This window comes from Nitrosomonas mobilis (genome assembly GCF_900103035.1).
Classification (GTDB): Bacteria; Pseudomonadota; Gammaproteobacteria; order Burkholderiales; family Nitrosomonadaceae; genus Nitrosomonas; species Nitrosomonas mobilis.
The window spans coordinates 1-239 of the sequence record NZ_FMWO01000025.1; the positions used below are offsets into that span (position 1 = coordinate 1).

At 48.5% G+C, this 239-nt stretch carries 2 pseudogenes; one reads left to right on the forward strand and one right to left on the reverse strand.

The features are described 5' to 3' along the window. A pseudogene (locus tag NSMM_RS16305) lies at nt 1–120 on the forward strand (IS1595 family transposase); the annotation flags it as partial. Here the strand turns inward: NSMM_RS16305 and NSMM_RS15010 are convergent. Beyond that, nucleotides 117–233 (reverse strand): annotated as a pseudogene (locus NSMM_RS15010) (IS5/IS1182 family transposase); the annotation flags it as partial. The pseudogenes NSMM_RS16305 and NSMM_RS15010 overlap by 4 nt on opposite strands. Nucleotides 234–239 lie beyond the last annotated feature (6 nt).

Below are 239 nucleotides of genomic sequence, written 5' to 3' on the forward strand. Positions count from 1 at the left end.
TCCTATCGCTTCAATCGCCGTTTTGATTTGGCTGCCATGGTGCCGCGATTGCTGCGCGCCGCCGCAACGACAGAACCTCTTCCGATCGGTATATTGAGAATTTCTGAGATAGGTAACTAATCAGGAAGTCTTTTGAGTAGAAGGGCCAGGAAAGCCAAGTGGATGAACTGCAAACTGGTGTTAATCATTCGCTCGCAGTTCTTCCACAGTCTTCTATTCTTTTCCAGCCAGGCGATTCA